A 24,125-nucleotide genomic window follows, 5' to 3' on the forward strand; every position below is an offset into this window, starting at 1 on the left:
TTGATGCTTGAAAACGAACCCGGCCTTGTGCCGGGTTTGTTTTTTGTGGGGTCAGGAAAAGGTCAGGGTTTCGTCTTCTTTGTGCACTGTATCCTTGAACCCTCTCAAATCTGCCCCTTCGCCCAAGGCGCGCGCATCGGTGAGCAGGTGTGGATGACGATCAAGCAAGCGCATCAGCACTATCAAAGCTTTCGGTGGGAGCGAGTCGCCGCGTTCGTATCGTGAAAATGCGTTATGTCCACCACCCGACAACAACAGCACCGCTTCCTTTTGTGACAGATGCAGCTTGCGGCGGATGCGCTTCATCTCGTTACCGATCATTTGTCGGCCAGCAATGACTAGCTCGTCGCTCGCATCTGAATAACGCTGCGCGCTATTGGGGTCGAGTATGACCTCCCCGCATGCCTGACATTCCCATCCAGACAAATCATCAAGCCGACGCTCCATCCCTTTTACGCTCATGGTTTCAGCGCGACCCTCGAAGTGCCGCATTCCTTCAGGTGCTCCGCAACTGAAGCATTGTTTTGTGTTCATGGTTTTTTCTCCTTGAAGGAGATCACCGGAGGCTCACCGCCTGAGCAATAAGTGACCTTGATGTAGATCTCCAGATCATGCGAAGTGATGTGATACACGTCTTGCCAAACCCGATGGTCGCTATAAGTCGTCATCGATTTGTACAACATCCTGTTTTGCAGTTCGAAAACGACGTCCAGCATTTCCCTGAGGCTCAGGCCCATGTCTCGACCGCTTTTGCGCGCAGTCCCTGTAAATGCGTTTATCCCAAGCCTTCTGACATCCTCCTTGATCACCACCAGGTTGTAGTGGGGTGTGTTCTTCTCCATAAGAAATCTTGAACCTCTCCCTGAAATTACCCTTAAAGGGTAATTTTGACCAATCGAAAATCCCGCTCCATGCGTCTCCGATTGACCCTAGGCGGTTGCCGTCCTACACGAGTCTGACTAACATGTCAGAAAATTCATCCTATGATTGGATGAAAGGGCGAATCCTATGTCAGAAATTTCTCCACTTATTAAGCGATCCCTGGTCGATCAGGCCTTGGATCAGTTGCGCCAGCGCATCAACAGCGGCGTCTGGCAGGTCGGCGAGCGTCTGCCGACCGAACCCGAGCTGTGCGCCGAGTTGGGCATCAGCCGCAACACCGTGCGTGAAGCAATGCGGGTGCTGGCGTTTTCCGGGTTGATCGAAATCCGTCAGGGCGACGGCAGTTACCTGCGTGCGGTGGTGGACCCGCTGGACACGCTCAAGGCGCTGTCCCGTTGCTCGCCGGAGCAGGCCCGGGAAACCCGGCACATCCTTGAAGTCGAGGCCATCGGCCTGGCGGCATTACGCCGTACCGATGAAGACCTCGCCGCGTTGCGTGAAGCGCTCGGCACCAGCGGCAGCCATTACCACGGCGATCTCGACACCTACATCGCCTGCGATCTGGTGTTTCACCGCCGTTTGGTCGACGCCGCGCACAACCCGACCCTTAGCGAGCTGTATCGCTATTTCTCCAGCATCGTCGGCGCGCAATTGCGTCAGACCCTGAACATCGTCCCGCGCCGTCAGGAAGTGTTCGACCTGCACATCGAGTTGCTTGATGCCGTCGAACAACGTGACCCGGAACGGGCCAAAGCTTTGTCGAGACAGTTGATCAATGAACCTTGAAACCGAGAAATCCATGTCCCGCAGTGATTTATCCACAACCCCCAAACGCACGGCAGAGCTTGAAGAGCTGTTGATCGATGCCGAGGCCGATGACGAACAGGTGCAGCAAAGTCACCCGCTGGTTCGGCGTCCGTGGCTCTTGTTGTTGGGGCTGATTCTGGTGGCGCTGAACCTGCGTCCGGCGCTGTCGAGCATGGCGCCGCTGCTCAGTGATGTGTCGAAAAGCCTTGGCCTGTCGGCGGCTCAGGCCGGTTTGCTGACCACACTGCCGGTGCTCTGCCTTGGCTTGTTCGCACCGCTGGCGCCGATTCTGGCGCGGCGTTTCGGTGCCGAGCGCGTAGTCCTTGGCATTCTGCTGACACTTGCTGGCGGCATTATCTTGCGCAGCAATTTCGGGGAGATCGGTCTGTTCGCTGGCAGCGTATTGGGCGGCGCCAGCATCGGCATCATCGGCGTATTGCTGCCGGGCATCGTCAAGCGCGATTTCGCCAAACACGCCGGCATCATGACCGGCGTTTACACCATGGCCCTGTGTCTCGGCGCGGCGATGGCGGCGGGTTCGAGCGTGCCGTTAAGTGAGCATTTCGATCACAACTGGACCATGGGACTCGGTTTCTGGGTGATTCCGGCGCTGGTGGCGGCTGTGTTCTGGCTGCCGCAAGTCGGGCAGAAACACGGTGCGCACAACGTCGCTTATCGGGTGCGCGGGCTGCTGCGAGATCCTCTGGCCTGGCAAGTGACGTTGTACATGGGCCTGCAATCGTCGCTGGCCTACATCGTGTTTGGCTGGCTGCCGTCGATCCTGATCGGTCGCGGTCTGACGCCGACCCAGGCGGGTCTGGTGCTGTCCGGTTCAGTGATCGTCCAGCTCGCCAGTTCGCTGGCGGCACCCTGGCTGGCGACCCGTGGCAAGGATCAGCGTTTGGCGATCATGGTGGTTATGGCGCTTACCCTTGGCGGTCTGTTCGGCTGCCTCTACGCACCGATTGAAGGGCTGTGGGGCTGGGCGATTCTGCTGGGTCTGGGGCAGGGCGGTGCATTCAGTCTGGCGCTGACGTTGATCGTACTGCGCTCGCGTGACGCTCATGTCGCAGCAAATTTGTCGAGCATGGCTCAAGGCTTCGGTTACACGCTGGCTTCGATGGGGCCGTTCGCAGTCGGCGTGGTGCATGACTGGACCGGCGGCTGGAATGCGGTCGGGTGGATCTTCGGCATCATTGGCTGTGGCGCGATCCTCGCCGGTCTTGGTGCTGGGCGTGCGTTGTACGTGCAAGTGCAAAGCGAAAAGATCTGAGTGCGCTGATTTCAAATGTGGGAGCGAGTTTGCTCGCGAAGGCGGAGTGTCAGTTGGTGGAAGTTCTGCTGACACACCGCCTTCGCGAGCAGGCTCGCTCCCACATAGGATTTGTGTGCTGCGGGTATTCGGTATGCGAATGCCGATAGTGTTTCCGCGTTTTGCAGCTTATCGTGCTGGCAATCTGTACATATTCTGGAGATTGCCCATGAGTGAAGCCCACGTTGCGTTGATCACCCGTTTCTACGAAGCTTTCCAGCGCCTCGATGCCGAGGCCATGGCCGCCTGCTACACCGATGACGTGGTGTTCAGCGACCCGGCCTTCGGCGAACTGCGCGGGCGCGATGCCGGCGACATGTGGCGCATGCTCACCACCCGGGCCAAGGACTTCTCACTGACCTTCGACAATGTCCGCGCCGATGAGCGCAGCGGCGGCGCGCATTGGGTGGCGACTTATCTGTTCAGCCAGACCGGCAACGTGGTTGTCAACGATATCCAGGCGCGCTTCGTGTTCCGTGACGGCAAGATCTGCGAGCACCACGATCACTTTGATCTGTGGCGATGGTCGCGTCAGGCCTTGGGTTTCAAAGGTCTGCTGCTGGGGTGGACGCCGCTGGTACGCAATGCCGTACGTGCGCAGGCACTCAAGGGACTGAAGGCATTTCAGGCCGGTCGCTGATAAGATCGCGGCCTGTTTCCTACACGCCTTGATCCCAAAGTGACCAGCCTTAGCGAAAAATCTGTCGATGTTGCCGAACCGGTGAGCAAGTCCTGGTTCGTCTACCTCGTTCGCGCCGCCAACGGTTCGTTGTATTGCGGGATCAGCGACGATCCCGTCCGCCGTTTCGCCAAGCATCAGAGCGGCAAAGGTGCGCGTTTCTTCCTCTCCAGCCCGGCCATGGCGCTGGTGTACACCGAACGTTGTCGCGACAAGAGCGATGCGCTGCGCCAAGAGCGGTTGATCAAAAAACTGCGCAAGAGCGCCAAGGAATGCCTGGTGGCGTCTTATCAATCTGACTGATGGGTTCCCATCAGGCAGATCTGTAGGCTGCTAAGCAAATGCGCGCTAAGCTGCCGACTCACTATTTGAGCGGCGGAGCCGAGCATGTCCGAGTTGATCCTCCATCATTACCCGACTTCTCCATTTGCCGAAAAGGCCCGCCTGCTGCTGGGGTTCAAAGGCTTGTCCTGGCGCTCGGTGCATATCTCGCCGGTGATGCCCAAGCCTGACCTGACGGCTCTGACCGGCGGCTATCGCAAAACCCCGGTGCTGCAAATCGGCGCAGATATCTATTGCGACACTTCGTTGATCGCTCGCAGGCTGGAGCGGGAGAAGGCTCAGCCGTCCTTCTTCCCCGAAGGGCAGGAAATGACTACCGCCAGTTTCGCGACCTGGGCCGATTCGGTGGTGTTTCAGCATGCCGTCAGCCTGGTGTTCCAGCCAGAATCGGTGGCGGTGCGTTTCGGCAAGTTGCCGCCGGAAGCGATCAAGGCGTTTCTGGCCGACCGTGCCGGGCTGTTCAGCGGTGGTAGCGCGACGCGTTTATCCACCGAGCAGGCCAAGCATCAATGGCCGACGATCATGGCGCGTCTGGAGCAGCAGTTGCAGCGTGAGCAGGGCGACTTCCTGTTCGGTGAGCCGTCGATTGCCGACTTCGCGTTGGCGCATCCGATGTGGTTCCTGAAGGCGACTCACGTAACCGCCCCATTGGTGGACGAATATCCGGCCGTTGCGGCGTGGTTGGGCCGAGTGTTGGGTTTCGGTCATGGCGCGGCGAGCGAAATGACCTCCGAAGAGGCGCTGGAGGTTGCGCGCAACACGACACCGGCGGCATTGCCGGATGAGCAGTTCGTTGACCCGAACGGTTTCAAGGCTGGGCAGCAAGTAGCAATTGCCGCGACGGATTACGGGGTTGATCCGGTAGTGGGAGAGTTGTTGTTTGCAGGCAGTGAAGAGCTGATCGTGCGTCGTGAGGACGAGCGTGGCGGCGTGGTGCATGTGCACTTCCCACGCTTCGGTTTCCGTATCGAAGCCAAGTAACAGCGACTAACCCTGTGGCGAGGGAGCAAGCTCCCTCGCCACAGGTGTGTGTTATTTCAAGGCAGCGAGAATCTCATCCGGATCAAACCCGCGAATCAACGTGCCATTCACGTCAATCAGCGGAATTCCGCGTCCCCCCAATGCCTCATACGCCTTGCGTGCATCGGCATCCTTCTCGATATCGAATTCCTTGAACGGAATCCCTTTGCTGTCGAGAAAACGCTTGGTCTGCTTGCAGTAGCCGCACCATTCGGTGGCGTACAACACGACACTGGCCTGAGCGCGGGTCTGCTCGGAAACCATCTGCGACGGATTGAACACGCGCTCGATCTTGCCCCAGTTCTGATAGACCACGACCACCAGCAGAACCAGCGCAACCTTCTTCAGCACATTGCCGAGCATCAGTTACGGCGCTTCAACTGATCGGTGAGTGACGTCGGCAGGCCCTTGATCATCAGGGTGCCATTCTCTTCGTCGTACTCGATCTTCGAGCCCAACAGGTGGGCCTCAAAGCTGATCGACAGGCCTTCGGCGCGACCGGTGAAGCGGCGGAATTGATTCAATGTGCGTTTGTCCGCCGGTATCTCTGGCGACAGGCCGTAGTCCTTGTTGCGGATGTGATCGTAGAAGGCTTTCGGGCGTTCTTCGTCGATCAGCTCCGAGAGCTCTTCCAGGCCCATTGGCTCGCCGAGTTTGGCCTGGCTGCTGGCGTAATCGACCAGCGTCTTGGTTTTCTCGCGGGCCGAGTCTTCCGGCAGGTCTTCGCTTTCGACGAAGTCGCTGAAGGCCTTGAGCAGCGTGCGGGTTTCGCCTGGGCCGTCGACGCCTTCCTGGCAACCAATAAAGTCGCGGAAGTATTCGGAGACCTTCTTGCCGTTCTTGCCTTTGATGAACGAGATGTACTGCTTGGACTGTTTGTTGTTCTGCCACTCGGAGACGTTGATCCGCGCCGCTAGGTGCAGTTGGCCGAGGTCGAGGTGGCGCGACGGCGTCACGTCCAGCGAGTCGGTTACCGCCACGCCTTCGCTGTGGTGCAGCAGGGCGATCGCCAGGTAATCGGTCATGCCTTGCTGGTAGTGGGCGAACAATACGTGGCCACCGACCGACAGGTTCGACTCTTCCATCAGTTTTTGCAGATGCTCGACCGCGACTTTGCTGAACGCGGTGAAGTCCTTGCCGCCCTCCATGTATTCCTTCAGCCAGCCGCTGAACGGGAATGCACCGGACTCAGGATGGAACAACCCCCAGGCTTTACCCTGTTTGGCGTTGTAGCTCTCATTGAGGTCGGCGAGCATGTTCTCGATGGCCGCGGACTCAGCCAGTTCGGAATCACGGGCGTGCAGAACTGCGGGCGTGCCGTCGGGTTTTTTGTCGATCAAATGGACGATGCAATGACGGATCGGCATGGGCTTCTCGGCTGTTGGAAGGGAGGAGGGCGGGCTCCCCCGAAAAAGCGCCCAGTGTACCGCAACCATTGGTTTTGGCGCGGGGTGGAGGGCAAATCCGGGGCAGGTGATCGCCCTTATGCAGTTTTTTAGCGATTTAGAGCAATAAAGCTGACCAAATGGGTAGCTAGAGGCGGATATTTCCCCGTCTCTGTGCTAGTTTTGCCCGGTCTTACGCGAAGTCACTGCGTTAAGCGTGCAATCAGCATTTGTCAGGTCGAACCAAACCCTGATTTCGGTATCTATAACCCCGACTCGTCGTGGTTATCGCCGAGGGTGCCAGATCCAGAAGATCGGGCTCGATGGCTGACACTGCACTCTGCAATCCATATGAATTTGATAGGGAAGGAACACTACATGGCTCTTACTAAAGACCAACTGATCGCCGACATCGCTGAAGCTATCGACGCGCCGAAAACCACCGCGCGTAACGCTCTGGACCAACTGGGCCAAATCGTTGCCGATCAGCTGGAAAACGGCGGCGAAATCACCTTGCCAGGTATCGGCAAGCTGAAAGTGACCGAGCGTCCTGCCCGCACTGGCCGTAACCCTTCGACTGGCGCTGCCATCGAAATCCCTGCAAAGAAAGTGATCAAGCTGGTTGTGGCCAAAGGCCTGACCGACGCTGTGAACAAGTAAGACGCAGCGATAAAAAAAACCGTGCTCCGGAGCGATCCGGGCACGGTTTTTTTGTGTCTGCGATTTGGCTGTACACCCTGAACCTTTGTAGGAGCGAGCAGGCTCACTCCTACAGGGGATCTGCTGTGTGTTAGCGAACCCAGCGCTCGCGACGCCAGATCTGCTGCTCGGACTTGGTCTGGAAGGTCCAGGCGACGAAGCGGCTTTGTTTCTGTCCCTGAGACATCTCAACCACCTGACTTTCCAGCACGCCGGCCTTTTTCAGCGCGATCTCAATGGCGGGCAGGTTCGAGGCTTTCGACACCAGCGTGCTGAACCACAGCACCTTGTGCTGGAACTTCGCGCTCTCGGCGATCAGTTGCGTCACGAAACGTGCTTCGCCACCTTCACACCACAGCTCGGCCGACTGGCCACCGAAGTTCAGCACCGGCAGTTTGCGTTTCGGGTCGGCGCGGCCCAGTGCGCGCCATTTGCGCTCGCTGCCCTTGGTCGCTTCATCCATCGAGGCGTGGAACGGCGGGTTGCACATGGTCAGGTCAAAGCGTTCGCCCGGCTCCAGCAAACCGATCAGGATGTGCTTGCGATTTTCTTGCTGGCGCAGCTGGATAACTTTGCTCAGATCGTTGGACTGAACGATGGCTCTGGCGGCAGCCACGGCGGTCGGGTCGATCTCCGAGCCGAGGAAGTGCCAGCGGTATTCGCTGTTGCCGATCAGCGGATAAACGCAGTTGGCGCCCATGCCGATGTCCAGCACATTGACGATCGCGCCGCGCGGGACCTTGCCGTCGTTCATGCTTGCCAGCAGATCCGCGAGAAAGTGCACGTAATCGGCACGGCCCGGTACCGGCGGGCAGAGGTAGTCCGCCGGAATATCCCAGTGTTGGATGCCATAGAACGCCTTGAGCAGCGCCCGGTTGAACACGCGCACCGCATCGGGACTGGCGAAGTCGATGCTTTCCTTGCCGTACGGGTTGGTGATCACAAACTTCGCCAGTTCCGGCGTGGTTTTGATCAGCGCCGGGAAGTCGTAGCGACCCTGATGGCGATTGCGCGGGTGCAGGCTGGCCTTTTCACGCGGCTCAACGGCTTTGGCCGGGGACGTGGAGTCAGGCTTCTTGCGCGCAGGTTTGGGTGTGCGGGGGGCGTTCATGGGCGTGGTCGATTCGGGTATGGCTGAAAGTGGCGGGTATTGTCCCACATTGGCGACGTATACGCCGGATGGTGTTTCAGGCACAAAAAAGGGAAGCCGCTGCGGGCCTCCCTTTTTCATTGCGGTGTCCCGTCCTGAATAAGGTTTACACCTTCTGACCCATTCTCAGGAGGGAGTAATGAATACGGGAGAAAGGCGCAGTCAGCGTGATTACACGCTGACCTTTAAATTGTCGGTTGTCGATCAGGTCGAAAAAGGCGAGTTGAGTTATAAAGAGGCTCAAGAGCGCTATGGCATTCAGGGTAAAACGACCGTACTGAACTGGTTACGCAGGCATGGTCGGCAGGACTGGAGTCAAGGCGCGTCCATTCGCTCCAAGAGACCCCGTTCCATGGATGAGCCCGATAAACCCCTGACACCCGAACAGCGAATCAAAGAGCTTGAAGAAAAGCTTGCCCAAGCCAACCAGAAAGCTCAGTTTTTCGAGGCCGTCGTTGACGTTTTGAAGAACGACTTCGGTGTTTCTGTCGTAAAAAAGCGATCCGGCAAGTCCTCTCCCAAGGGCAGATCCAAGGCCTGAGCATCAGTAGGGCTTGCCAGTTCATTCAGGCGTATTACAAGCGCAACCGGGCGTGTGATGCCCGGGCCCGTCATGCCCAGGAAGTGATGGGATTCGTGAGGGAAAAGCGACTTAGGCAACCGCGCCTTGGCACCCGAAAACTTCACAATCTAATGCGCACTGAGCCAGAAGTGTCCGTAAAGGTTGGTCGAGACCGTTTATTCGATATCTTGCGAGATCGGCGCGAACTGGTTCCCCGCAGACGGGCCTATCACAAAACGACAGACAGCCATCATCGCTTTCGCCGGCATCCAAACCTGCTCAAAGATGGACCGATTCAGGTAGTCGCCAAGGCGCCAGAGCAAGTATGGGTTGCGGACATCACCTACTTACCGACGCAAACGGGTGTGGCTTATCTGAGTTTGGTCACCGATGCGTACTCCCGAAAAATCGTGGGGCACCATGTCCATGAAAGCTTGCACACCGAATCGGTGATCCAGGCGTTCAACAAAGCCCTCAGGCAGCGGAAAACGGAGCAACGCCTGGTGCATCACTCGGATAGAGGCGTCCAATACTGCTCCGAGCTTTATCAGCGGCTGCATGCCAAATACGGCATCACCTGCTCAATGACCGATGGCTACGACTGCTACCAAAATGCGTTGGCTGAGCGTGTGAACGGGATTTTGAAAAACGAGTTATTGCTGCATCGCCCCAAAGATTTTGCAGAGGCCATCCGGATGGTGGACGAGTCGGTGCAGATCTATAACAACGAGCGGCCTCATCTGTCGCTGAAATACAAAACGCCCGATGCGGTGCATCGGGCGTTTTGAGGCTGAAACAGGTGTAAACCTATTTCAGGACTAGACACGGCTTGCCCTTACAGGCTGGAAATCCGCGCGTGCTGCTCGGCCAGTTTGCCCAGGGCCTGTTCAGCCTCGGCCAGTTTGGCGCGTTCCTTCTCGATGACTTCGGCCGGGGCCTTGTCAACGAAACCGGCGTTGGACAGCTTGCCGCCAACACGCTGGACTTCGCCTTGCAGACGCAGGATTTCCTTGTCCAGACGCGCCAGTTCGGCGCCCTTGTCGATCAGACCGGCCATCGGCACCAGCACTTCCATCTCGCCAACCAGTGCGGTGGCGGACAGCGGTGCTTCTTCGCCAGCAGCCAGCACGGTGATCGATTCCAGGCGCGCCAGCTTCTTCAGCAGTGCTTCGTTCTCGGTCAGGCGACGCTGGTCTTCCGCGCTGACGTTCTTCAGGTAGATCGGCAGGGGCTTGCCCGGGCCAATGTTCATTTCGCCACGAATGTTACGCGTGCCGAGCATCAGCTCTTTGAGCCATTCGATGTCGTCTTCGGCGGCCGGATCGATGCGCTCTTCGTTGGCCACTGGCCAAGGTTGCAGCATGATCGTCTTGCCCTGAATGCCGGCCAGCGGCGCGATGCGCTGCCAGATTTCTTCAGTGATGAACGGCATGAACGGATGCGCCAGACGCAACGCCACTTCCAGTACGCGAACCAGCGTGCGACGGGTGCCGCGCTGACGTTCAACCGGGGCGTTTTCGTCCCACAGCACAGGCTTGGACAGCTCCAGGTACCAGTCGCAGTACTGGTTCCAGATGAACTCGTACAGCGCTTGCGCGGCGAGGTCGAAACGGAACTGATCCAGTTGACGGGTCACTTCGGCTTCGGTGCGTTGCAGTTGCGAGATGATCCAGCGATCCGCCAGCGACAGCTCGTAGGCTTCGCCGTTCTGGCCGCAGTCTTCGCCCTTGTCCAGAACATAACGCGCAGCGTTCCAGATCTTGTTGCAGAAGTTGCGATAGCCTTCGACGCGGCCCATGTCGAACTTGATGTCGCGACCGGTGGACGCCAGCGAGCAGAAGGTGAAGCGCAGGGCGTCGGTGCCATAGCTGGCGATACCGTCGGCGAATTCGTCGCGGGTCTGCTTCTCGATCTTCTTCGCCAGTTTCGGCTGCATCATGCCGGAGGTGCGTTTTTGCACCAGTTCTTCCAGCTCGATGCCGTCGATGATGTCCAGCGGGTCAAGGACGTTGCCCTTGGACTTGGACATCTTCTGGCCCTGGCCATCACGTACCAGACCGTGCACATAAACAGTCTTGAACGGAACCTGCGGCGTGCCATCCTCGTTCTTGATCAGGTGCATCGTCAGCATGATCATCCGGGCAACCCAGAAGAAGATGATGTCGAAACCGGTCACCAGCACGTCGGTGGAGTGGAATTTCTTCAGGAACTCGGTCTGCTCAGGCCAGCCGAGGGTGGAGAACGTCCACAGACCGGAACTGAACCAGGTGTCGAGTACGTCGTTGTCCTGTTGCAGTGCAACGTCCGGGCCGAGGTTGTGCTTGGCACGTACTTCGGCTTCATCACGGCCGACATAGACCTTGCCCGACTCGTCGTACCAGGCCGGAATCCGGTGGCCCCACCAGAGTTGACGGCTGATGCACCAATCCTGGATGTCGCGCATCCACGAGAAGTACATGTTTTCGTACTGTTTCGGCACGAACTGGATGCGGCCATCTTCAACGGCAGCAATCGCAGGTTCAGCCAACGGCTTGGTGGAGACGTACCATTGGTCGGTCAGCCACGGCTCGATGATGGTGCCGGAGCGATCGCCTTTCGGCACTTTCAGGTTGTGATCGTCAACGCTGACCAGCAGGCCGGCAGCGTCGAACGCAGCGACGATCTGCTTGCGTGCTTCGAAGCGCTCAAGGCCGGCGTACTCGGCCGGGATCTTGCCGTCGATGCTGTCGTTCAGCGTGCCGTCGAGGTTGAACACCTGAGCGGCAGGCAGCACGTTGGCGTTCTTGTCGAAGATGTTCAGCAGCGGCAGGTTGTGGCGCTTGCCGACTTCGTAGTCGTTGAAATCGTGGGCCGGGGTGATTTTCACGCAACCGGTGCCGAATTCAGGATCGCAGTAATCGTCGGCGATGATCGGGATGCGACGGCCAACCAGTGGCAGCTCGACAAACTTGCCGATCAGGGCTTTGTAGCGTTCGTCGTTCGGGTTTACCGCGACGGCGGAGTCGCCGAGCATGGTTTCCGGACGGGTGGTCGCGACGATCAGGAAATCGTTACCTTCAGCGGTTTTCGCGCCGTCAGCCAGCGGGTACTTCAGGTTCCACAGGAAACCCTTCTCGTCGTGGTTTTCCACTTCGAGGTCGGAAATCGCCGTGTGCAGCTTGGTGTCCCAGTTGACCAGACGCTTGCCGCGATAGATCAGGCCGTCCTCGTGCAGACGCACGAAGGCTTCTTTAACGGCTTCCGAGAGGCCGTCGTCCATGGTGAAGCGCTCGCGGCTCCAGTCTACGGACGAGCCGAGGCGGCGGATCTGACGGCTGATGTTGCCACCGGACTGATCCTTCCATTCCCAGACTTTTTCGAGGAATTTTTCGCGGCCCAGATCGTGGCGATTCTGGCCCTGGGCTTCAAGTTGACGCTCCACCAGCATCTGCGTAGCGATACCGGCGTGGTCGGTACCTGGCTGCCACAGGGTGTTGCGACCCTGCATGCGGCGGAAACGGATCAGGGCGTCCATGATCGCGTTGTTGAAACCGTGACCCATGTGCAGGCTGCCGGTGACGTTCGGCGGCGGGATCATGATGGTGTAGGAATCGCCCGCGCCTTGCGGTGCGAAATAGTTCTCGGACTCCCAGGTGTTGTACCAGGAAGTTTCAATGGCGTGCGGCTGGTAGGTCTTATCCATGCGCGGCGGGACCCTATTGGCATTTATTCAGGAAAAGCCGGGAAGTATAGCGGGGCATGGGGCCGAGGGCGAGCGGGGGAGGGGCGGGTGGACGCAAGCTTTCTGTAGGAGCTGCCGAAGGCTGCGATCTTTTGACTTTGTTTTTTAAGGTCAAGATCAACAGATTGCAGCCTGCGGCAGCTCCTGCAGGGGATCGTGGGGGTTATTCGTACTGGCTGAGCAACCGTTCCATCCGCGCATCGAGGCGGCGTTTGATTTCAGTTTCGATGTGCGGCGCGAAGTCGTCAATCACGTCTTGCATGATCAATTGCGCGGCGGCGCGCAGTTCGCTGTCCAGGTGCAGCAGGGCGTCCGGGCCTTTATCGACGGTCGCAGCAGGTTGCGCGGCAGGCGTCGGGGGCGGAGCCGGTGGCGGCTCGACGGCAGGCGCCTCGGCGCCGACCGAATCGAACAACATCGGAATCTGTTCCTGTTCACCGTCATCGACCGTGTCGGTCAGCAGTGGCGGTTGCAGGTTGTCATCGCCGAGCAACTGGCGGATCGATTCGAGATCGTCCAGCAGGTGTGCGGACTTTTGCTGCGGTTTCGGAGTGTCCATTGGAGTGCTCAGAGTCGCTGTAAACGGTGATCTTGCAGAGGATAGCCCTGTTCGCGGTAGAAACGGAAACTCTCCCGCGCAGCCGCGCGAATGGTCGGATCTTCCACCACCACTTCCGCCACACGGGCGAATTTGTTGGCGAAGCCCGGGACTTTCAGGTCGAGATTGACCAGTAAGTCCTGATGCTGACCGCAGTCATCGCCCACCCCCAACACAATCAACCCCTCGGGTTCACTGTCGGCGGGGCCGTGGGGCACGAAGCTTTCGCCCTTGAACGCCCACAGCCGAGCATCGAGATCTTCGCGCTGAGCGGCATCGCTGCAATGCAGGTAGATGCGGTGGCCCATGCGCCAGGCTTTCTCGGTGAGCTTGCAGGCAAAGTCCAGGCGTGCCGAGGGATCGGCGCTGGGCAGGATATAGAAGTCGACTTTGGTCATTGCGGTTCCTGAGCTGAAAGCGGCGCCTCAAAAAAGAAGCGCCGCCCGCAGTCATCGGTTTCAGGCTTTGGCGCGATCCAGCAGGTATTGGGTCAGCAGTGGCACCGGACGGCCAGTGGCGCCCTTGTCCTTGCCGCCGCTGGTCCACGCGGTGCCCGCGATGTCCAGGTGCGCCCAGTTGAGGTTCTTGGTGAAGCGCGACAGGAAGCATGCGGCGGTGATGGTGCCGGCCTTCGGCCCGCCAATGTTGGCGATATCGGCGAACGGGCTGTCCAGCTGTTCCTGGTACTCATCGAACAGCGGCAGTTGCCAGGCGCGGTCATCAGCAGCCTTGCCGGCGCTGAGCAGTTGGCCGATCAGTTCGTCGTTGTTACCCAGCAGGCCCGAGGTGTGGGCGCCCAGTGCTACGACGCAAGCGCCGGTCAGGGTGGCGATATCGATCACCGCTTGTGGCTTGAAACGCTCGGAGTAGGTCAGGGCATCGCACAGCACCAGACGGCCTTCGGCGTCGGTGTTGAGGATTTCCACGGTCTGGCCACTCATGGTGGTGACGATGTCGCCCGGACGGGTCGCATTGCCGCTCGGCATGTTTTCGGCGCAGGCGAGGATACACACCAGGTTGATCGGCAGCTTCAGTTCGAGGACCGCACGCAGGGTGCCGAACACACTGGCAGCGCCGCCCATGTCGTACTTCATTTCGTCCATGCCGGCGCCCGGCTTCAGGCTGATGCCGCCGGTGTCGAAGGTGATGCCTTTGCCAACCAGTGCGTATGGCTTCTCGGATTTCTTGCCACCGTTGTATTGCATGACGATCAGGCGCGGCGGTTGTTCGCTGCCCTGGCCAACGGCGTAGAAGGAGCCCATGCCCAGCGACTTGATCTTCTTCTCGTCGAGCACTTCGACTTTCAGATCCTTGAACTCTTTGCCGAGGTTCTTGGCTTGTTCGCCAAGGAAAGTCGGGTGGCAGATGTTCGGCGGCAGGTTGCCCAGATCACGGGTGAAGGCCATGCCATTGGCAATCGCGGTAGCGTGATTCACGGCGCGCTGAACTTCGGCTTGTGCAGCCTTGATGGTCAGCAGGGTGATTTTCTTCAGGGCGCGCGGTTCGGCCTTCTGGCTCTTGAACTGGTCGAAGGTGTATTCGCCGTCCACCAGGGTTTCCGCCAGCAGGCGGGTCTTGCCGTAACTGTCGCGGCCCTTGACGATGACTTCGTCGAGCGCCAGCACGGCATCGCTGCCGCCCAGGCCTTTGAGGGTGTTGAGGATGCCGGCAACGATTTTGCGGAACGGACGGTCGCCCAGTTCCTCGTCCTTGCCCACGCCGACCAGCAGCACGCGCTCGGCTTTGAGGTTTGGCAGGCTGTGCAGCAGCAGGCTTTGACCAACCTTGCCGGCCAGATCGCCACGCTTGAGTACGGCGCTGATCGCGCCACCGCTCAGCTCGTCGACCTGTTTGGCGGCGACACCGAGTTTGCGGCCTTCGCCGACGGCAACCACCAGGGTGGCGGTTTTCAACGTTTCTGGGCTAACGCTTTTTACAACCAGTTCCATGTCCGGATCCCTGAATGAATGGTCAACACGCAGGCGTTCGACGGTGTCCGCAGTCGCCTGCTTATAGATAGAAGAGGCGCAGGCCAAAGCCTGCGACAAGGGCCGCAGTTTGAACCTCGCTCCCCGCGCCTGACAACCCTAGGGAGCATTCTCAATTAGTTTTCACACAGCGTTGTCGCCTTAAAGCCAGCCAGGCAAGGCGCAGGCCGCTGGGAATGGTTGTTCCCTTTCCAAGGCCTGCAACGCAGACTGGCCGGCTTTAAGGCACAACCCGAAGGGCCGGGCCTGCTGTTGTGCAGGGCTGCGTTGCTCGAAGCTTATTTGGAATGACCAAACCACGCTTCTCGCGCCTTGCCCTGCGCAACAGCAGACCCGGCGCGGTGTGAAAACTAATTGAGAACGCCCCCTAGGTTGTACGATCTTCAACGGATTGCGTGCGAGGATGAGTGTGCGCAGTGACAGGCGCTCTCAATCACAGGATAATGCCGCATCTTTTTTCGACGGCTCTGCGTTGCGGGCCGGTCGATGTGTTTGCTTGTTTGGCCGCCTTAGCCTGACAATCCTGGAGTGTCTGGTTTGATCGTCTTCCGTTATCTGTCCCGCGAAGTCCTGTTGACCCTCAGCGCCGTGAGTGCGGTGTTGCTGGTCATCATCATGAGCGGTCGCTTCATCAAATACCTCGCTCAGGCCGCTGCCGGCCAGCTCGATCCGGGTTCGCTGTTCCTGATCATGGGCTTTCGTCTGCCGGGCTTCCTGCAACTGATTCTGCCGCTGGGTCTGTTCCTCGGGATCCTGCTGGCCTACGGTCGCCTGTACCTGGAAAGCGAAATGACCGTGCTCTCGGCCACCGGCATGAGTCAGCAGAAGCTGTTTCGCATGACCCTGTTCCCGGCAACGCTGGTGGCACTGGTCGTGGCATGGCTGAGCCTGGGCCTGGCCCCGCAGGGTGCCAATCAGTTCCAGTTGCTGCTGAACAAGCAAGACGCCCTGACCGAGTTCGATACCCTCGAACCGGGTCGCTTCCAGGCCCTGCGTGACGGCACCCGAGTGACCTACACCGAAACGTTGAGCGACGATCGCGTCAACCTGGGCGGCGTGTTCATCTCGCAGAAGAACCTCGGCGCCGATCAGAAGGATCGCGGGATTTCCGTGCTTGTGGCCGAAAAGGGCCGTCAGGAAGTCCGCCCCGACGGCAATCGCTACCTGATTCTCGACAATGGTTATCGCTATGACGGCAGTCCGGGTCAGGCGGATTACCGCGCCATTCACTACGAAAACTATGGTGTGCTGCTGCCCAAACCGGACGTCAGCGAAGAAGTCACCGATCGTGACGCCATGCCGACTTCGTCTCTGCTGGGCAGTGACGACATCCGCTCCAAAACCGAACTGCAATGGCGTCTGTCCCTGCCGTTGCTGGTGTTCATCGTGACCCTGATGGCGGTGCCGCTGTCGCGAGTCAATCCGCGTCAAGGGCGTTTCCTCAAGCTGCTGCCGGCGATTCTTCTTTATATGGCTTACCTGACCATCCTGATTGCCGCCCGCGGCGCCCTTGAAAAAGGCAAGATTCCACCGGCGCTCGGCTTGTGGTGGGTGCATGCGATCTTCCTGGTCATCGGCCTCGGCCTGCTGTATTGGGAGCCGCTGCGTCTGAAGATGGCCAGCCGTCGCGCTGCTGCGCTGGAGGTGGCCCGTGGTTAAACTCGACCGCTACATCGGCAGCAGCGTGTTCATGGCTATCATTGCCGTGCTGGCAATCATTCTCGGTCTGGCGACCCTGTTCGCCTTTATCGATGAGATGGGTGACGTCAGCGAAACCTACACATTGGTAGACGTGCTGAGTTTCGTCCTGCTGACCGCGCCGCGCCGGCTCTACGAAATGTTGCCGATGGCCGCGTTGATTGGCTGCCTGATCGGCCTCGGCAGTCTGGCCAGCAGCAGCGAACTGACCGTCATGCGCGCCGCTGGCGTGTCGATCGGCCGGATCGTCTGGGCGGTGATGAAGCCGATGCTGGTGCTGATGCTCGCAGGCGTGCTGATTGGCGAATACGTCGCCCCGGCCACCGAAAGCATGGCCCAGGCCAATCGCTCTCTGGCTCAGGGCAGCGGCGACGCGCAAAGCGCCAAGCACGGTATGTGGCACCGTCAGGGTGAAGAATTCATCCACATCAACGCCGTGCAACCCAACGGCCTGTTGTATGGCGTGACTCGCTATCACTTCGACAAGGAACGCCACCTGCTGAGCTCCAGCTTCGCCAAGAAGGCCGAGTTCGATGGCACTCAATGGCAACTGACCGACGTGGCCACCACCTTGTTCCATGAGCGCAGCACCGAAGTCGTTAACACGCCGAGCGAACGTTGGGACGTGGCCTTGAGCCCGCAACTGCTGAGCACTGTGGTGATGGCCCCGGAATCACTGTCGATCAGCGGACTTTGGGGCTACATCCACTATCTGTCGGAGCAGGGCCTGAGCAACGGCCGTTACTGGCTGGCATTTTGGGTCAAGGTGTTGCAGCCGTTGGTGACAGCCGCGCTGGTGTTGATGGCGATTTCCTTCATCTTCGGCCCGCTGCGTTCGGTAACCCTCGGCCAGCGTGTGTTCACCGGTGTGCTGGTCGGCTTCACCTTCCGCATCGTCCAGGATTTGCTCGGTCCGTCGAGCCTGGTGTTCGGTTTCTCGCCGCTGTTTGCGGTGCTGGTGCCGGCCGGTGTCTGCGCGCTGGCAGGTGTCTGGCTGCTTAGGCGAGCCGGTTGATGAACAAGCTTTCATCCTCTGCTTAGCCCCGGAAACGCCTCGATCAACCGATCGGGGCGTTTTTGCATGGAATCCGGGTGACAGGCGAACGTGACGCTTGCGCCGTGTATCAGGTACAATTCCCGGCTATTTTTCGGCGGGCCATGCCTGCAGCCTTTTTGAGTGTTGATCCGTGAGTGATTTGAGTCATATCCGCAATTTCTCCATCATCGCCCACATTGACCATGGCAAGTCGACGCTGGCCGATCGCTTCATCCAGATGTGCGGCGGCCTGGCCGAGCGTGAAATGGAAGCCCAGGTACTGGATTCCATGGATCTTGAGCGTGAGCGCGGGATCACCATCAAGGCCCACAGCGTTACCCTTTATTACAAAGCCAAAGATGGCGTCACCTACCAGCTGAACTTCATTGACACCCCGGGCCACGTAGACTTCACCTATGAAGTCAGCCGTTCCCTGGCCGCGTGTGAAGGTGCCTTGCTGGTGGTCGACGCCGGTCAGGGCGTCGAAGCCCAGTCCGTGGCCAACTGCTACACCGCGATTGAGCAGGGCCTTGAGGTCATGCCGGTCCTGAACAAGATCGACCTGCCACAGGCTGATCCTGATCGCGTCAAAGACGAAATCGAAAAGATCATTGGCATTGACGCCACTGACGCCGTCACCTGCAGTGCCAAGACCGGCCTGGGTGTCGACGAAGTGCTTGAGCGTCTGGTGCACACTATTCCTGCGCCAACCGGCAACATCGAAGATCCGCTGCAAGCGTTGATCATCGATTCCTGGTTCGACAACTACCTGGGCGTTGTCTCCCTGGTGCGCGTGCGTCACGGCCGCGTGAAGAAGGGTGACAAGATCCTGGTGAAATCCACCGGCAAGATCCATCTGGTCGACAGCGTCGGTGTTTTCAATCCGAAACACACCGCCACCGTAGACCTCAAGGCCGGCGAAGTGGGCTTCATCATCGCCAGCATCAAGGACATTCACGGTGCGCCGGTCGGTGACACCCTGACCCTGAGCTCGACCCCGGATGTTCCGGTACTGCCGGGTTTCAAACGCATCCAGCCACAGGTTTACGCCGGTCTGTTCCCGGTCAGCTCCGACGACTTCGAAGATTTCCGCGAAGCGCTGCAGAAGCTGACACTGAACGACTCGTCGCTGCAGTACACCCCGGAAAGTTCCGACGCCTTGGGCTTCGGCTTCCGTTGCGGCTTCCTCGGCATGCTGCACATGGAAATCATCCAGGAGCGCCTCGAGCGCGAGTACGATCTGGATCTGATCACCACGGCGCCGACGGTAATCTTCGAACTGGTGCTGAAAACCGGTGAAACGATTTACGTCGATAACCCGTCCAAGCTTCCGGATGTCTCGGCCGTCGAAGACATGCGCGAGCCGATCGTGCGCGCCAATATCCTGGTGCCGCAAGAACACTTGGGCAACGTCATCACCCTGTGCATCGAGAAACGCGGCGTTCAAGTCGACATGCTGTTCCTCGGCAATCAGGTGCAAGTCACTTACGACTTGCCGATGAACGAAGTGGTTCTGGACTTCTTCGACCGTCTCAAATCCACCAGCCGCGGCTATGCTTCGCTGGACTACCATTTCGATCGTTACCAATCGGCTAATCTGGTGAAACTGGACGTGCTGATCAACGGCGACAAGGTCGATGCCCTGGCGTTGATCGTGCACCGTGACAACTCGCACTTCAAAGGTCGCCAGTTGACCGAGAAGATGAAAGAACTGATTCCTCGTCAGATGTTCGACGTGGCCATCCAGGCCGCCATTGGCGGTCAGATTGTCGCCCGGACAACCGTCAAGGCTCTCAGAAAGAACGTATTGGCCAAATGCTACGGTGGTGACGTCAGCCGTAAGAAGAAACTGCTCGAGAAGCAAAAGGCCGGTAAGAAACGCATGAAGCAGGTCGGCAACGTGGAAATTCCACAAGAAGCCTTCCTTGCAGTGCTCAGGTTGGATAGTTAGGTCCTATGTCGCTAAATTTCCCGCTGTTGCTGGTCATCGCCGTGTTCGTCTGCGGCCTGTTGGCGTTGCTCGATCTGCTGATTCTGGCGCCCCGCCGGCGTGCTGCCATTGCCTCTTATCAAGGCAGTGTCAGCCAGCCCGACGTCGTGGTGGTCGAGAAGCTGAACAAAGAGCCGCTGCTGGTCGAATACGGCAAGTCGTTCTTCCCGGTGTTGTTCATCGTGCTGGTGCTGCGTTCGTTCCTGGTGGAGCCGTTCCAGATTCCGTCCGGCTCGATGAAACCGACCCTGGACGTCGGCGACTTCATTCTGGTGAACAAGTTTTCTTACGGGATCCGCTTGCCGGTGATCGACAAGAAAATCATCGAAGTCGGTGATCCGCAGCGCGGCGATGTGATGGTGTTCCGCTACCCGAGCGACCCGAACGTCAACTACATCAAGCGTGTGGTCGGTCTGCCGGGCGACACGGTGCGTTACACCGCTGACAAGCGTCTGTTCGTCAACGGTGAGTCGATTGCCGAGCAAATGGTCGGTTCCGAGCCGGGCACGCTGGGCAGCGCAGAGCTCTACAAGGAAAAACTCGGCGCTGCCGAACACCTGATCCGCAAGGAAATGAGCCGTTACCGCGCCACGCCGGACCATACCTGGACCGTGCCAGCCGGGCACTTCTTCATGATGGGCGACAACCGCGACAACTCGAACGACAGTCGCTACTGGGATGATCCGAACATTCCCAAGGATCTGCTGGGCATGGTTCCCGACCGGAATATCGTCGGCAAGGCCTTCGCGGTCTGGATGAGCTGGCCGGAACCGAAACTCAGCCACCTGCCGAATTTCTCGCGGGTTGGCCTGATCAAGTAATCACCACGGCGCTGTTGAACACAGCGCCGAATGCATTTCTGGAGTCGCTACAATCGACACCAGGGCATGAAGCCACGATATTCAGGACGTAATTTTTGAACACAGCGTTAATTGTCCCAGGCCTGCGCCGTATCCCGGCGATGGCGGTGGAATCCAGCTTTGATCTCAGCGTGGGTAAACCGTGAGCGCCTCTTTAAGCCGTCTCGAGCGTCAGCTCGGTTACACCTTCAAGGATCAGGAACTCATGGTCCTGGCCCTCACGCACCGCAGTTTTGCCGGGCGCAACAACGAACGCCTGGAATTTCTCGGCGATGCCATCCTCAACTTCGTCGCTGGCGAGGCGTTGTTCGATCGCTTCCCGCTGGCTCGCGAAGGCCAGTTGTCGCGTTTGCGCGCACGCCTGGTGAAAGGTGAGACCCTGGCCGTACTGGCGCGTGGTTTCGACCTGGGTGATTACCTGCGTCTGGGTTCCGGTGAACTGAAAAGCGGCGGTTTCCGTCGCGAGTCGATTCTGGCCGATGCCCTTGAGGCGTTGATCGGTGCGATCTACCTCGACGCGGGCATGGACATGGCCCGCGAGCGCGTCCTGGCCTGGCTGGCCGGCGAGTTCGAAGGCCTGACGCTGGTGGACACCAACAAGGATCCCAAGACCCGTCTGCAGGAACATCTGCAATCGCGCGGTTGCGAGCTGCCTCGTTACGAGGTGGTAGATATCCAGGGCGAGCCGCACTGCCGAACCTTCTTCGTCGAGTGCGAAGTTGTCTTACTGAATGAAAAAAGCCGAGGTCAGGGTGTGAGTCGTCGTATTGCCGAACAGGTAGCGGCCGCCGCAGCACTGATTGCCCTGGGCGTGGAGAATGGCAATGACTGATACAAACGCAACTCGCTGTGGCTACGTTGCCATCGTCGGCCGTCCCAACGTGGGCAAGTCCACGCTGCTGAACCATATCCTCGGTCAGAAACTGGCGATCACCTCGCGCAAGCCGCAGACCACCCGTCACAACATGCTCGGGATCAAGACCGAGGGTGACGTACAGGCGATCTACGTCGACACCCCCGGCATGCACAAGGGTGGCGAAAAGGCTCTCAACCGTTACATGAACAAGACCGCTTCGGCGGCGTTGAAAGACGTCGACGTCGTGATCTTCGTGGTCGATCGCACCAAGTGGACCGAAGAAGACCAGATGGTGTTGGAGCGCGTGCAGTACGTGACCGGCCCGCTGATCGTCGCACTGAACAAGACCGACCGCATCGAAGACAAAGCTGAACTGATGCCGCACCTGAGCTGGTTGCAGGAACAGCTGCCGAACGCGCAGATCATCCCTATCTCCGCGCAGCACGGGCACAACCTTGAGGCGCTGGAAAAGGTGATTGCCAATCACCTGCCGGAAAACGATCACTTCTTCCCGGAAGACCAGATCACCGACCGCAGCAGCCGTTTCCTCGCCGCTGAACTGGTGCGCGAAAAAATCATGCGCCAGATGGGCGCCGAGTTGCCGTACCAGATCACCGTCGAGATCGAAGAGTTCAAGCAGCAGGGCAAAACCCTGCATATCCATGCGCTGATTCTCGTCGAACGTGATGGCCAGAAGAAGATCATCATTGGCGACAAGGGCGAGCGCATCAAACGCATCGGCACCGAAGCGCGCAAGGACATGGAGCTGCTGTTCGACTCCAAGATCATGCTCAACCTGTGGGTCAAGGTGAAGGGCGGTTGGTCCGACGACGAGCGTGCATTGCGTTCGCTGGGTTACGGCGACCTGTAAGCGGTACCAAGATCAAAAGATCGCAGCCTTCGGCAGCTCCTACAGAGTTTTGTGTATACCTGTAGGAGCTGCCGAAGGCTGCGATCTTTTTTGTAATCTCCGACCGGGAAACAGCTCTCATGTCGCAAAACCCGCCTCCCGCCCAACCCGCCTACGTTCTCCACTCTCGCGCCTACCGCGAAACCAGCGCGTTGGTGGACTTCCTCACGCCGCAAGGTCGGCTGCGGGCGGTGTTGCGCAGTGCGCGGGGCAAGGCCGGAACGTTGGCGCGGCCATTCGTGCCGCTGGAAGTCGAGTTTCGCGGCAAGGGCGAGTTGAAGAATGTCGGGCGCATGGAAAGTGCCGGTAACTCGACGTGGATGGTCGGCGAGGCGTTGTTCAGCGGTCTCTACCTCAATGAGCTGTTGATCCGTTTGCTGCCTGCCGAAGATCCGCACCCGGCGGTGTTCGATCACTACGCCGCGACCTTGCTGGCCTTGGCCGAAGGTCGGCCGCTGGAGCCCTTGTTGCGCTCCTTCGAATGGCGCCTGCTGGATGATCTCGGTTATGGCTTCTCCATGAGCACCGACATCCACGGCGAAGCGGTGGCACCGGACGGTCTCTATCGTCTGCAAGTGGACGCTGGCCTTGAGCGCGTTTACCTGCTGCAACCTGGCCTGTTCAACGGTGTTGAATTGTTGGCCATGGCCGAAGCTGACTGGTCAGCCCCCGGCGCACTCTCAGCCGCCAAACGTCTGATGCGTCAAGCATTGGCTGTTCACTTGGGCGGTCGTCCGCTTGTCAGTCGCGAACTGTTTCGCAAGCCCTGATCACCCCGTATGCTGTGCGCCGAATCTCTAAATTCAGGAGCGCATCCGTGACCACCAGCAATCGCATTCTTCTTGGCGTGAACATCGACCACGTCGCCACCCTGCGTCAGGCCCGTGGCACGCGCTACCCGGATCCGGTCAAGGCGGCGCTGGACGCGGAAGAGGCGGGCGCCGACGGCATCACCGTGCACCTGCGCGAGGACCGTCGACACATTCAGGAGCGCGACGTGCTCTTGCTCAAGGATGTGCTGCAAACCCGCATGAACTTCGAAATGGGCGTCACCGAAGAAATGATGGCGTTCGCCGAGCTCATCCGTCCGGCGCACATCTGCCTGGTCCCGGAAACCCGTCAGGAACTGACTACCGAAGGCGGTCTGGATGTCGCGGGGCAGGAAGCGCGGATCAAGGCTGCGGTCGAGCGTCTGTCGAAGATCGGCAGCGAAGTGTCGCTGTTCATCGATGCCGACGAGCGCCAGATTGCTGCCTCGAAGCGTGTTGGTGCGCCGGCCATCGAACTGCACACCGGGCGTTATGCCGACGCCGAGACCCCGACCGAAGTCGCTGAAGAATTGAAGCGTGTGGCGGACGGTGTAGCGTTTGGTCTGGCTCAGGGGCTGATCATCAACGCCGGCCATGGTCTGCATTACCACAACGTCGAAGCCGTCGCGGCGATCAAGGGCATCAACGAACTGAACATCGGTCATGCGCTGGTGGCGCATGCGTTGTTCGTGGGTTTCAAGTCTGCAGTGTCTGAGATGAAGGCGCTGATTCTGGCGGCTGCCTTGAAGGGCTGAAGATCAAAAGATCGCAGCCTGCGGCAGCTCCTACAGGGGGATCATGCTAACCCCGCAATTTTGCGG

At 59.1% G+C, this 24,125-nt stretch carries 24 protein-coding genes; 15 read left to right on the forward strand and 9 right to left on the reverse strand.

Annotated features, from left to right (window positions below; all coding sequences use genetic code 11):
- Positions 1–51 precede the first annotated feature (51 nt).
- Both ACA074_RS05000 and ACA074_RS05005 read right to left on the reverse strand, forming a co-directional pair.
- The gene (locus ACA074_RS05000; protein ID WP_401271382.1) at positions 52–534 is read right to left on the reverse strand and encodes a type II toxin-antitoxin system MqsA family antitoxin; all 483 of its coding nucleotides are present in this window, start codon (positions 532–534) and stop codon (positions 52–54) included.
- Positions 531–842 (reverse strand): type II toxin-antitoxin system MqsR family toxin, encoded by a 312-nt coding sequence (locus ACA074_RS05005; protein ID WP_489879179.1) that lies wholly within the window; start codon positions 840–842, stop codon positions 531–533. The genes ACA074_RS05000 and ACA074_RS05005 overlap by 4 nt, the downstream gene beginning before the upstream one ends.
- Before the next feature lie 166 nt (positions 843–1,008).
- Between ACA074_RS05005 and ACA074_RS05010 the strand changes: the two genes are divergently transcribed.
- From ACA074_RS05010 to ACA074_RS05030, 5 genes are all read left to right on the forward strand, one after another.
- Positions 1,009–1,668 carry a FadR/GntR family transcriptional regulator gene (locus ACA074_RS05010; RefSeq protein WP_401271385.1) on the forward strand — a complete coding sequence of 220 codons (660 nt, stop codon included), beginning with the start codon at positions 1,009–1,011 and terminating at the stop codon, positions 1,666–1,668.
- Positions 1,658–2,962, forward strand: coding sequence for a CynX/NimT family MFS transporter (locus ACA074_RS05015; RefSeq protein WP_497678542.1), 1,305 nt, complete (start codon positions 1,658–1,660; stop codon positions 2,960–2,962). The genes ACA074_RS05010 and ACA074_RS05015 overlap by 11 nt, the downstream gene beginning before the upstream one ends.
- Positions 2,963–3,170: 208 nt before the next feature.
- Positions 3,171–3,641 (forward strand): nuclear transport factor 2 family protein, encoded by a 471-nt coding sequence (locus ACA074_RS05020; protein WP_187680046.1) that lies wholly within the window; start codon positions 3,171–3,173, stop codon positions 3,639–3,641.
- Positions 3,642–3,680: 39 nt separating this feature from the next.
- The gene (locus ACA074_RS05025; RefSeq protein ID WP_102356429.1) at positions 3,681–3,983 is read left to right on the forward strand and encodes a GIY-YIG nuclease family protein; all 303 of its coding nucleotides are present in this window, start codon (positions 3,681–3,683) and stop codon (positions 3,981–3,983) included.
- A gap of 84 nt (positions 3,984–4,067) precedes the next feature.
- On the forward strand, positions 4,068–5,003 hold the full coding sequence (locus ACA074_RS05030) for a glutathione S-transferase family protein (RefSeq protein ID WP_497678543.1): 936 nt from the start codon (positions 4,068–4,070) through the stop codon (positions 5,001–5,003).
- Between the two features lie 51 nt (positions 5,004–5,054).
- Here ACA074_RS05030 and ACA074_RS05035 read toward each other — a convergent pair whose 3' ends face one another.
- Both ACA074_RS05035 and yejK read right to left on the reverse strand, forming a co-directional pair.
- Positions 5,055–5,405 carry a glutaredoxin family protein gene (locus tag ACA074_RS05035; protein WP_401271394.1) on the reverse strand — a complete coding sequence of 117 codons (351 nt, stop codon included), beginning with the start codon at positions 5,403–5,405 and terminating at the stop codon, positions 5,055–5,057.
- Positions 5,405–6,409 carry a nucleoid-associated protein YejK gene (yejK, locus tag ACA074_RS05040; RefSeq protein WP_497678544.1) on the reverse strand — a complete coding sequence of 335 codons (1,005 nt, stop codon included), beginning with the start codon at positions 6,407–6,409 and terminating at the stop codon, positions 5,405–5,407. The genes ACA074_RS05035 and yejK overlap by 1 nt, the downstream gene beginning before the upstream one ends.
- Before the next feature lie 396 nt (positions 6,410–6,805).
- On the opposite strand from yejK, the gene ACA074_RS05045 reads away from it, so the two are divergent.
- On the forward strand, positions 6,806–7,087 hold the full coding sequence (locus tag ACA074_RS05045; RefSeq protein WP_003221909.1) for an HU family DNA-binding protein: 282 nt from the start codon (positions 6,806–6,808) through the stop codon (positions 7,085–7,087).
- 130 nt (positions 7,088–7,217) lie between these two features.
- On the opposite strand, the gene rlmF is transcribed toward ACA074_RS05045, so the two are convergent.
- Positions 7,218–8,237: a 23S rRNA (adenine(1618)-N(6))-methyltransferase RlmF gene (gene rlmF / locus ACA074_RS05050; RefSeq protein ID WP_497678545.1), complete on the reverse strand. Its 1,020-nt coding sequence runs from the start codon at positions 8,235–8,237 to the stop codon at positions 7,218–7,220.
- A gap of 178 nt (positions 8,238–8,415) precedes the next feature.
- Between rlmF and ACA074_RS05055 the strand changes: the two genes are divergently transcribed.
- Positions 8,416–9,626 (forward strand): IS3 family transposase gene (locus tag ACA074_RS05055; RefSeq protein WP_497678207.1). Its coding sequence is split into 2 segments (ribosomal slippage): positions 8,416–8,767 and positions 8,767–9,626, totalling 1,212 coding nucleotides; the frame shifts between segments, so codons are not numbered across the junction.
- A 47-nt stretch (positions 9,627–9,673) separates the two neighbouring features.
- Here the strand turns inward: ACA074_RS05055 and ACA074_RS05060 are convergent.
- The 4 genes from ACA074_RS05060 to ACA074_RS05075 all read right to left on the reverse strand — a co-directional run bounded on the left by ACA074_RS05060 (position 9,674) and on the right by ACA074_RS05075 (position 15,106).
- On the reverse strand, positions 9,674–12,520 hold the full coding sequence (locus ACA074_RS05060) for a valine--tRNA ligase (protein WP_497678546.1): 2,847 nt from the start codon (positions 12,518–12,520) through the stop codon (positions 9,674–9,676).
- A gap of 202 nt (positions 12,521–12,722) precedes the next feature.
- Positions 12,723–13,118 carry a DNA polymerase III subunit chi gene (locus ACA074_RS05065; protein WP_187680038.1) on the reverse strand — a complete coding sequence of 132 codons (396 nt, stop codon included), beginning with the start codon at positions 13,116–13,118 and terminating at the stop codon, positions 12,723–12,725.
- An 8-nt stretch (positions 13,119–13,126) separates the two neighbouring features.
- Positions 13,127–13,555: a DNA polymerase III subunit chi gene (locus ACA074_RS05070; RefSeq protein ID WP_489879174.1), complete on the reverse strand. Its 429-nt coding sequence runs from the start codon at positions 13,553–13,555 to the stop codon at positions 13,127–13,129.
- Positions 13,556–13,615: 60 nt separating this feature from the next.
- Positions 13,616–15,106, reverse strand: a complete 1,491-nt coding sequence (locus ACA074_RS05075; RefSeq protein WP_187680036.1) for a leucyl aminopeptidase — start codon at positions 15,104–15,106, stop codon at positions 13,616–13,618.
- 576 nt (positions 15,107–15,682) lie between these two features.
- Between ACA074_RS05075 and lptF the strand changes: the two genes are divergently transcribed.
- The 8 genes from lptF to pdxJ all read left to right on the forward strand — a co-directional run bounded on the left by lptF (position 15,683) and on the right by pdxJ (position 24,059).
- Positions 15,683–16,804 carry an LPS export ABC transporter permease LptF gene (gene lptF, locus ACA074_RS05080; RefSeq protein ID WP_401271857.1) on the forward strand — a complete coding sequence of 374 codons (1,122 nt, stop codon included), beginning with the start codon at positions 15,683–15,685 and terminating at the stop codon, positions 16,802–16,804.
- Complete coding sequence (gene lptG, locus ACA074_RS05085; RefSeq protein WP_187680034.1) at positions 16,797–17,858, forward strand: LPS export ABC transporter permease LptG; 1,062 nt, start codon at positions 16,797–16,799, stop codon at positions 17,856–17,858. The genes lptF and lptG overlap by 8 nt, the downstream gene beginning before the upstream one ends.
- Positions 17,859–18,030: 172 nt before the next feature.
- The gene (gene lepA / locus ACA074_RS05090; RefSeq protein ID WP_187680033.1) at positions 18,031–19,830 is read left to right on the forward strand and encodes a translation elongation factor 4; all 1,800 of its coding nucleotides are present in this window, start codon (positions 18,031–18,033) and stop codon (positions 19,828–19,830) included.
- Positions 19,831–19,835: 5 nt separating this feature from the next.
- The gene (gene lepB / locus ACA074_RS05095; protein WP_187680032.1) at positions 19,836–20,690 is read left to right on the forward strand and encodes a signal peptidase I; all 855 of its coding nucleotides are present in this window, start codon (positions 19,836–19,838) and stop codon (positions 20,688–20,690) included.
- A 181-nt stretch (positions 20,691–20,871) separates the two neighbouring features.
- Positions 20,872–21,561 carry a ribonuclease III gene (gene rnc, locus ACA074_RS05100; RefSeq protein WP_187680031.1) on the forward strand — a complete coding sequence of 230 codons (690 nt, stop codon included), beginning with the start codon at positions 20,872–20,874 and terminating at the stop codon, positions 21,559–21,561.
- The gene (era, locus tag ACA074_RS05105) at positions 21,554–22,456 is read left to right on the forward strand and encodes a GTPase Era (protein WP_489879172.1); all 903 of its coding nucleotides are present in this window, start codon (positions 21,554–21,556) and stop codon (positions 22,454–22,456) included. The genes rnc and era overlap by 8 nt, the downstream gene beginning before the upstream one ends.
- 119 nt (positions 22,457–22,575) lie before the next feature.
- Positions 22,576–23,265, forward strand: a complete 690-nt coding sequence (gene recO, locus ACA074_RS05110; RefSeq protein WP_489879171.1) for a DNA repair protein RecO — start codon at positions 22,576–22,578, stop codon at positions 23,263–23,265.
- Positions 23,266–23,312: 47 nt separating this feature from the next.
- Positions 23,313–24,059: a pyridoxine 5'-phosphate synthase gene (gene pdxJ, locus ACA074_RS05115; protein ID WP_489879170.1), complete on the forward strand. Its 747-nt coding sequence runs from the start codon at positions 23,313–23,315 to the stop codon at positions 24,057–24,059.
- The last annotated feature ends 66 nt before the right edge of the window (positions 24,060–24,125 follow it).

This window comes from Pseudomonas sp. LBUM1655 (assembly GCF_059716085.1).

Coding starts and splice junctions, on each gene's coding strand:
- ACA074_RS05000 (WP_401271382.1), bottom strand. CDS start 534: ATGAACACAAAACAATGCTTCAGTTGCGGAGCACCTGAAGGAATGCGG.
- ACA074_RS05005 (WP_489879179.1), bottom strand. CDS start 842: ATGGAGAAGAACACACCCCACTACAACCTGGTGGTGATCAAGGAGGAT.
- ACA074_RS05010 (WP_401271385.1), top strand. CDS start 1,009: ATGTCAGAAATTTCTCCACTTATTAAGCGATCCCTGGTCGATCAGGCC.
- ACA074_RS05015 (WP_497678542.1), top strand. CDS start 1,658: ATGAACCTTGAAACCGAGAAATCCATGTCCCGCAGTGATTTATCCACA.
- ACA074_RS05020 (WP_187680046.1), top strand. CDS start 3,171: ATGAGTGAAGCCCACGTTGCGTTGATCACCCGTTTCTACGAAGCTTTC.
- ACA074_RS05030 (WP_497678543.1), top strand. CDS start 4,068: ATGTCCGAGTTGATCCTCCATCATTACCCGACTTCTCCATTTGCCGAA.
- ACA074_RS05035 (WP_401271394.1), bottom strand. CDS start 5,405: ATGCTCGGCAATGTGCTGAAGAAGGTTGCGCTGGTTCTGCTGGTGGTC.
- yejK (WP_497678544.1), bottom strand. CDS start 6,409: ATGCCGATCCGTCATTGCATCGTCCATTTGATCGACAAAAAACCCGAC.
- ACA074_RS05045 (WP_003221909.1), top strand. CDS start 6,806: ATGGCTCTTACTAAAGACCAACTGATCGCCGACATCGCTGAAGCTATC.
- rlmF (WP_497678545.1), bottom strand. CDS start 8,237: ATGAACGCCCCCCGCACACCCAAACCTGCGCGCAAGAAGCCTGACTCC.
- ACA074_RS05060 (WP_497678546.1), bottom strand. CDS start 12,520: ATGGATAAGACCTACCAGCCGCACGCCATTGAAACTTCCTGGTACAAC.
- ACA074_RS05065 (WP_187680038.1), bottom strand. CDS start 13,118: ATGGACACTCCGAAACCGCAGCAAAAGTCCGCACACCTGCTGGACGAT.
- ACA074_RS05070 (WP_489879174.1), bottom strand. CDS start 13,555: ATGACCAAAGTCGACTTCTATATCCTGCCCAGCGCCGATCCCTCGGCA.
- ACA074_RS05075 (WP_187680036.1), bottom strand. CDS start 15,106: ATGGAACTGGTTGTAAAAAGCGTTAGCCCAGAAACGTTGAAAACCGCC.
- lepB (WP_187680032.1), top strand. CDS start 19,836: ATGTCGCTAAATTTCCCGCTGTTGCTGGTCATCGCCGTGTTCGTCTGC.
- era (WP_489879172.1), top strand. CDS start 21,554: ATGACTGATACAAACGCAACTCGCTGTGGCTACGTTGCCATCGTCGGC.
- recO (WP_489879171.1), top strand. CDS start 22,576: ATGTCGCAAAACCCGCCTCCCGCCCAACCCGCCTACGTTCTCCACTCT.